This is a genomic window from Haliea sp. E1-2-M8, assembly GCF_030649675.1.
Lineage (GTDB): Bacteria > Pseudomonadota > Gammaproteobacteria > Pseudomonadales > Halieaceae > Haliea.
On sequence record NZ_JAUTDR010000035.1, the window covers coordinates 23,945 to 31,070 of the forward strand.

The window sequence follows — 7,126 nt, forward strand, 5'->3', positions numbered from 1 at the left end:
GATATTCAGTCCGTGGGCGAACAGTTGACTGAAGTCAATGCGCCCGGGCAGCCGGGGTCGATCTGCCGGTCCAGACTGGTCGTCAGAGGATTGAGCGTGTCCCAGGTCTTGTCGGCCGTGTTGCCCAAGTAGAGCGGCGCACCGGCACCGAAGCCGCTGGCGATAAATTGCATAGTCCTGCGCGAGACGTAGCCCAGCGATGTTTGTGCCTGGCGCCAGCGCCGAGGTCGCAGGAAATCGCTGAACCGTCACTCACTCAATTGCTTCAGCTGCTCCCTGACACCCTGGCTGGCGACTGCCAGGTTGTGTTCACCGGTAACTACGATGACTTTATTGCGAGTCAGCGCTGCGAGACTGCTTTCTACCACTGCCGCGGCCGTCATCCATGCCTCTTCCGGCACCTGGCTCCGGCTGAAGCCCGCCCGCGCTATGGTTTCCCGGTCATGGAACTCGCTGTAAGTGAAGCCGGGGCAAAGGCTCTGGATCTTCAATCCCCGGTCAGCCACCTCCATTTGCAGTCCCTCGGAAAAAAGATTCAGAAAGGCCTTGGTGCCGCTGTAAACCATACCCGCAAGATAGGCCGAGAATGCGGCAACCGATGAAAGGTTGATGATGAACCCATGTTTCCTCTCCAGCATGGCGGGAAGTGCAGCGTGGGTCAGCGCGAGAGTCGCCGTAATATGCAGGTCAACCTGTTGTTGCTGCGACTCCAGATCTGTTTCGGCAAAAATCCCCGTCGCCCCAAAGCCGGCGTTGTTGACCAGGAATTCCAGGGGGCCCTGCTCGACAATCGCCTCGCACACCAGTGCACGGCCGGCCTCCGTGATCAGATCAGCCTGTAGCAATCGGGTCTCTACCCGCCCCTCCAGCTCCACTGCCAGCGTCTCTGGCTGTTTCCTGGTTTGTGAACCGGCCTCGCGCAGGTTTCGGCTGGCGGTGGGTTCGCAGCAGGCCAAGCATGGCACAGTGTGCTTTCCCGTCAATGAGTTTTCTTTGGCGTTACGTTGGGGAGCGCGCCAATATGAAAATCTTAACGCAAGCAGTCGACAAGCCACCTGACACGCGCATGAGCCTACAGCTAATCGGTAGTTTCAGTAGGGCCAGACGTACCCCAGCAACATCATGGACATCGACATACTGGTTACCGCCGGGCAGTATGGCCACCTAGACTTTCATCGTGACAATACGATGTGCGGTTGTTCACAGGGTCGTTGCACCCTATTACGTGAGTCCAATTAGTCGCGTCAAATAGACGGTTTTTCCAATTATTGACCCAGTCACACTTTTTGGCCTGAGCGTGGTTTTTGCAGCTTGGCTGACGATGGCCATGCACGGCTACTTCAATGCAGCCTATATATTTCAGAATTTGGCACACACGACTGCGTATTCCAGACCAAGCCTGCCAGTGATTCCAGGCGAAACCTGCCACCCATTCCACGCGAATGCTGCCACTGATTCCACGGCAAAGCTTCTACCCTGGCAGCGCGCCTTGGCATTCCATCCGGAGCCAACCGACGCGGGATAACTAATCGGTATTCTGGCCCTTTCCAACCGGAGGGGATCAGGATATTTCACGAGTACCAAATAGACGAGGATTGCGTGACGCAGTAGAGGTACAGGCCACCAGCACCACCGACCGAATGCGGTTTGGGACAGGCTGCACTCTTGTTGGTTGCGGTTCGGACTATGGCCGATTTCAGGTGGCGGACTTCGGCATCAAAGATGCTCCCGCGCGAGTCTCGGCACCTCCAATACCCTCCTGTGTGATGCTACCCTCTTTGGAATTCGAACTTTCAGATCCCCAGTTCTATCCCTACATAGGAAAATCAATTGGACGCGACAACATGAAACGGAGAGAAACAACGAAATTTAATGAACGTCTGTATTTATCGACTTTTCACGACTGATTGCGACACGCTGAGACTGGCAAAAATTCATATCTCCGGCACCACTAGCACAAGGTCCTTTCCGGTCACATAGGTGACAGTTTATTCCGAGGACATGGGTAACACTTTCGGAGCGAATGGGTTAGCCCCCACCGGCTCCACCCTGTTCTCGGTTTGGTCAAAGAATCCTAGGTCATAATCCATAAAACTGACAAGCCAGATCTCGTCAGCGACCTCCCTGACCCCCACATATTGGCCCGCAAACACGGTGCTGAGATTTACCTTGCGTCGCCCGATACATATTCTTCCGCACTGAGTGACCAGGATGGTGCGGTCGTGAAAGGGATACTCTGGCACCTCTGGATGGAAGTATTCCTTGGCTGAGGGTGTGTACACCTCACCCGGATACATGCCCCCAAGGGCCTGGTGAGGGCGGTCATTATTGTAACCCTCGATGAACTCATCAAACCGGCCCTGCTGCTGCAAGAAATTGAAGCTGGCAGGCTTGGTGGCCTCCTTCTTCAGGGTCAGGTGCATCCGTTCGTGGCGCCCGTTCTGCTGGGGGTTGCCTGGCTTGATCCGCTCTATCGCAATGCCCAGGCGCAGCCACCATACGGATAGCCGGCTCAGCCCGAACAAGGCGTGGGGCGAGGAGAAAGGCGCTCCGTTGTCGGTCCGGATAGCCGCGGGCAAGCCGAACTCCCGGAAAACGCGCTCAAATACGGGGAAAGCGCCCGCTGCTTTGGTTGATTCCAAGCTCTCACAGGCCAGCAGATACCGGGAGCGTTGGTCAGTTATTGTCAGTGGATAACAGTACTTGTGGTTGCCCAGCAGGAACTCACCCTTGTAGTCAGCACACCACAGAGCGTTTGGATTTTGGGCTGCACTGAGCTCTGTGCCCTTCGCCTTGTAGCGTTTGCGAGTGCGGCGGGTAACCAGCCCATGTCGATCAAGGATCGCATGGATGGTGCTGGGAGCCGGTGGCCTGATCACCGGAAATTCCTTGATCAGCTTCTCCCGGATTTTGGGTGCGCCCCACGTTTTGTGCTCCCGCTTAATCTTCAGGATAGCTTTTTCAATCTGAAAGGGCGTCTTGTTCGGGTGCCGGTAGGGGCTGCGGGCCTTGTCCTCCAGACCACGAATCCCGCAATCCTTGAATCGATTGAAGATTTTATACCCGGTCTTGCGGGAGATGCCGAACTCCCGACACATGACCGCCATTTTCTCGCCATCCAACAGGCGGGCTACAAATTTGAGGCGCTCGTCCATACAGTTACACTCTTTCCAGGGCATTTGGAGTCCTCCTCCAAATACCTCAATTGTGTAACCTATGTGCCCGGAATAAAGTGGAACCTATGTGTCGGGAAGCTCACAATAAAATCAATAGCTTAGATAATTTTTATCCCACGTCCCTATATTAGTCCCCACTAAGCGAAAGTGGTGCATCCGTACTATCAGTAACCGCGTCCCTGTCCTTCCCCTGGGCTCCGCCTATCGAAGCTTTGCTGGGGTTCATTCCCGGGTGCTGGTGGCTGACCACGGGTCTGGTGGCCGAGAGGGGATCTTTGTACCCATGGTCGTCAAGGCCGTCTAGTCAGCACCGGGATATTACACACGCACATGGGGTGTTTCCCGCCGCGGTAGCGGGGCCGAGTTATCCTGCCGTCAATTCTTGTCCTCCATTTTCGCCTTCAGATCAGCGAAGGGATTATGAGTTGCTGGTTTTGCTCGAGTGGCCTCGGTGCTGCCATAGCGCACATAGCTCTCAAACTTACTGTGTTCTTCGTCGTGGCAGTAGACACAAAGCAGCTCCCAATTGCTGCCGTCGCCGGGATTATTGTCGTGGTTATGATCGACATGATGGACCGTCAGCTCCGACAAGTTCTTACGGTCAAACTCTCGCGCGCAGCGACCACGCATGTCGATGCGGTGCCGTATGGCTGTCCCCGCTCAGGCGCATCAATACCCGTAAGACGAATCTTATGCTCAGCAAACGATAATTCTCAAAGTTTCTGAAGCCGTAGGCCCTCCTCGAGATCATCTCCATCTTGGTGTGGAAACCCTCGGTGATCCCGTTGCTCCTGCTGAAGCGCCACATGGCGATAATGGGCGTCATCCAGCTGGTCAGTGTCTTCGCCAGGTTCCGGAGTAGGCTGTCCCGCAGCTGCTCCAGCAGCTCAAGATACCGTGGCAATTTGGCCCTCGAACGACGGGCTGTGAGGGTTTTGAGCAGCATGAAGCGCACCAGCTTCTGCTTGGCCACATAGAGGGCCTGCAGCACCGGCTAATCCGCCAGGTAGGCCATGAGATTCGCGTGCTGTTCGTCGCTCAAACGCCATTGATGCCGTCGCATCAGACTGAGCAGCCCCCGGTTTTTTCTCCCCTCAGGATGACACTGCTGCCAGACCTTCAAGAAGTGCTGATTGATCAACCGAACGACATGAAACCGGTCTGCCACAATGGTCGCATTGGGGAAGTAGCGCTGGGCAATGCTGCGGTAGGTTTCGGACAGGTCCATGACGACCACCTGGACGCTGCCGCGGCCCTCCAGCCCCTTTAAATACCGACGTAAACTGGGTTCTGAGCGCCCCCGTTTGACATCGAACACCTTGCGCTTCTTCAGGTCCACGAAGGTGGCGGCATAGCCTTAGCCCTGACAGTGGTACTTGGGCACCCGAAGGTGCAGGATCATCACCTGATTACCCTGGCGGGTGTGCTTCACCGTCCGCTTGTGGGTGGCCTTGATCCTCAAATCCGGGCTCTGGCAGTGCTTGCAGGGCGGCCTGCGGTAAGGCCTCGCCCAGACCTCAATACCGCGACTGCGCTTTACCCGTTCGATCTCCAGGCCCGGTATGCCTATAATCGTTCCTGCGTGGGACATCGGTATTCTCCATTAAATTGATCGTCGCAAAATCAGTTTAATGAATGCCGGTGTCCCCCGTTAATGATGAAGAGCCGAGGCGTTTCGCGCCTTGCCGAACCTGAAGAACCTAAAGGAGAGCTGAGCCATGCCCCTTTCTGTCGGGCCCGTCCGGGCCGTTCTGGAAATTCTCATTATCGCGGGCGCGATCTTCGCCGGCCAGGTCGCGGCGGGGTATGTGCCGCCGGAGTTTCACCTGTTCAGGACGGTTCCGATCCTGGTCCTGCAGCTCGTGCCGGTCCTCGCCGCGACCGCCCTTCTCTACCTGGCAAGGCAGAGCTGGCGTCAGCTCGGACTGTTCGGGCGCGGCGCCTTCGCGCGCACGCTCCTGCTTTCGCTGGCGCTCGCGGCCTTCGTGGTCGTGGTGGTCTACGGGCTCGGCCTGCGCGCCGTCGTCGCGATGGGCCTGCCGCCGCTCGACGTCTCGGCCTTCATTTTCCTGATCGAGGGCCAATGGGCCGCCTATCTCGCCTTTATGGTGGTGGTCGTCTGGGGCTCGGCGGCGATCGGGGAAGAGCTCGTCTTCCGCGGATTCCTGATGAACCGGTTCGAGGCGCTGTTTCACCGCCTGCCCCTCACCCTCGTCCTCGCCGTCATCGCGCAGGCGGTCCTCTTCGGCCTGTCGCACGGATACCAGGGCCCCACCGGGCTTCTGCTCTCGGGCACGACCGGGCTCATCTTCGGGACGGTGTATTACGCCTCCGGGCGAAACCTGCTGCTGGCCGTGCTCACCCATGGCTTCGTGAACAGCACCTTCATCACGGCGGTCTTCCTGGGCCGGGCGGGGGTGTTCTTTCCGGGGGCGTAGGGGCGGCGGTCGGCGGGCAAGAGAAAGCGAGCGCGCCCTCTTCGCCCTTTCCATTCGCGCAATGCCTTTGCCAGCAGCGGCGTGTTCGAGGACGGCCTCCGGTACCAACATTAAATCATATGCAAGAACTCCCGCTGCGCACACCACTGGTCAATTTGGCGTGAGCGCTAAATAATCCCCGCCCTGCCAACGCCACCCCGAGCTGCGCATGCTACACCCTCCGAATCATCAGCCCTGGAGGGCACGCCCCATGTCGGAGATTTCTCAGCGATCCATCAACAGCGGCGCCATTGCAGCCCGCACGCAGACAGAACTCACCGAACGCCAGCAGTTCTGGCTTGAGCATCTGCGCGCCTGTGCCAAGGCCAATCAAACCACCAAGGATTATGCTCAGGCGCATGGCCTCAGTGTCAAAGCCATGTACGCCGCCCGCAAAGATCTCACCCAGCGCGGCATGCTGCGCGGCACATCAAAACCCACGATCACCGCGCCGTTTGCCCGGGTACGGGTGGCGCCATCGCCACCAACAACGCAATGGTGCGTATTCCAGACCAAGCCTGCCACTGATTCCAGACGAAGCCTGCCACCCATTCCACGCGAATGCTGCCACTGATTCCACGGCAAAGCTGCCACCCTGGCAGCGCGGCTTGGCATCCCATCAGGAGCCAACCGACGCGGGATAACTAACCGGTATTCTGGCCCTTTCCAACCGGAGGGGATCAGATGCCTGCAAAGAGGTTATCCATGCGTAAAATCAAGGAAGTCCTTCGCCTCAAGTGGGGCAAAGGCATGAGCAATCGCCAGATTGCGACCAGTTGCGGCATTGGCCGTCCCACCGTCGGGGAATACCTGCGCCGGGCACAGGAGGCCGGCGTGAGCTGGCCCCTGCCAGCCGGTCTTGACGATACCCGTCTGGAGCGGCTGCTGTTCCCGCCCCCACCGGACTTGCCGGCTGAGGCTCGGGGCGTGCCCGACTGGCTGGTTATCCCACCAGGAGCTCAAGCACAAGCACGTCACCCTGTTCCTGCTCTGGCAGGAGTACCGGGAGGCCAACCCCGATGGCTACCAGTACAGCTGGTTCTGCGAGCACTACCGGACCTGGCAGGGCAAGCTGGATGTGGTCATGCGCCAGGACCATCGGGCTGGCGAGAAGCTGTTTGTCGATTATGCCGGCCAGACGGTGCCGGTGATCGACCGCGTCACCGGGGAGATCCGCGGTGCGCAGATCTTTGTCGCGGTATTGGGCGCCTCCAATTACACCTGCGCCGAGGCCACCTGGACCCAGGGCTTGCCGGACTGGATTGGCTCCCATCAGCGCGCCTTCCGTTTTATGGGCGGCGTGCCGGAGCTGGTCGTCCCCGATTATGTTCCCGGGAACATAATCGGGGTTATGTGCCCATCCCCGTTATGTGACGGATAACGACCGAATGGCAATAACTGCACCGGCGGACCACGGACATTTGGCCACATAATCGGCTACAGGGAGTTCAGCCAATCAAGAAGGGTTTTGTC

General features: G+C 58.2%; 6 protein-coding genes and 3 pseudogenes. 3 read left to right on the plus strand and 6 right to left on the minus strand.

Features of this window, described 5'->3' with window-relative positions; translation table 11 throughout:
- Positions 1–5: 5 nt before the first annotated feature.
- From Q6D67_RS19840 to Q6D67_RS19865, 6 genes and pseudogenes are all read right to left on the minus strand, one after another.
- Positions 6–173, minus strand: a complete 168-nt coding sequence (locus tag Q6D67_RS19840; protein ID WP_304707414.1) for a hypothetical protein — start codon at positions 171–173, stop codon at positions 6–8.
- 75 nt (positions 174–248) lie between these two features.
- Positions 249–965 carry an SDR family oxidoreductase gene (locus Q6D67_RS19845; RefSeq protein WP_304707415.1) on the minus strand — a complete coding sequence of 239 codons (717 nt, stop codon included), beginning with the start codon at positions 963–965 and terminating at the stop codon, positions 249–251.
- Between the two features lie 1,023 nt (positions 966–1,988).
- Positions 1,989–3,179 (minus strand): IS481 family transposase, encoded by a 1,191-nt coding sequence (locus Q6D67_RS19850; RefSeq protein WP_304707416.1) that lies wholly within the window; start codon positions 3,177–3,179, stop codon positions 1,989–1,991.
- Between the two features lie 372 nt (positions 3,180–3,551).
- A pseudogene (locus Q6D67_RS19855) lies at positions 3,552–3,800 on the minus strand (YajD family HNH nuclease); the annotation flags it as partial.
- A pseudogene (locus Q6D67_RS19860) lies at positions 3,778–4,515 on the minus strand (transposase). The pseudogenes Q6D67_RS19860 and Q6D67_RS19855, both read right to left, overlap by 23 nt.
- 18 nt (positions 4,516–4,533) lie before the next feature.
- Positions 4,534–4,767, minus strand: coding sequence for a transposase family protein (locus Q6D67_RS19865; protein WP_304707417.1), 234 nt, complete (start codon positions 4,765–4,767; stop codon positions 4,534–4,536).
- Positions 4,768–4,894: 127 nt separating this feature from the next.
- Here Q6D67_RS19865 and Q6D67_RS19870 point away from each other — a divergent pair, with 127 nt between their 5' ends.
- From Q6D67_RS19870 to istA, 3 genes and pseudogenes are all read left to right on the plus strand, one after another.
- Positions 4,895–5,614, plus strand: coding sequence for a CPBP family intramembrane glutamic endopeptidase (locus Q6D67_RS19870; protein WP_304707418.1), 720 nt, complete (start codon positions 4,895–4,897; stop codon positions 5,612–5,614).
- Between the two features lie 250 nt (positions 5,615–5,864).
- Positions 5,865–6,227, plus strand: coding sequence for a hypothetical protein (locus Q6D67_RS19875; RefSeq protein WP_304707419.1), 363 nt, complete (start codon positions 5,865–5,867; stop codon positions 6,225–6,227).
- Positions 6,228–6,337: 110 nt separating this feature from the next.
- Positions 6,338–6,977: pseudogene (gene istA / locus Q6D67_RS19880) on the plus strand (IS21 family transposase); the annotation flags it as partial.
- Positions 6,978–7,126: the final 149 nt, after the last annotated feature.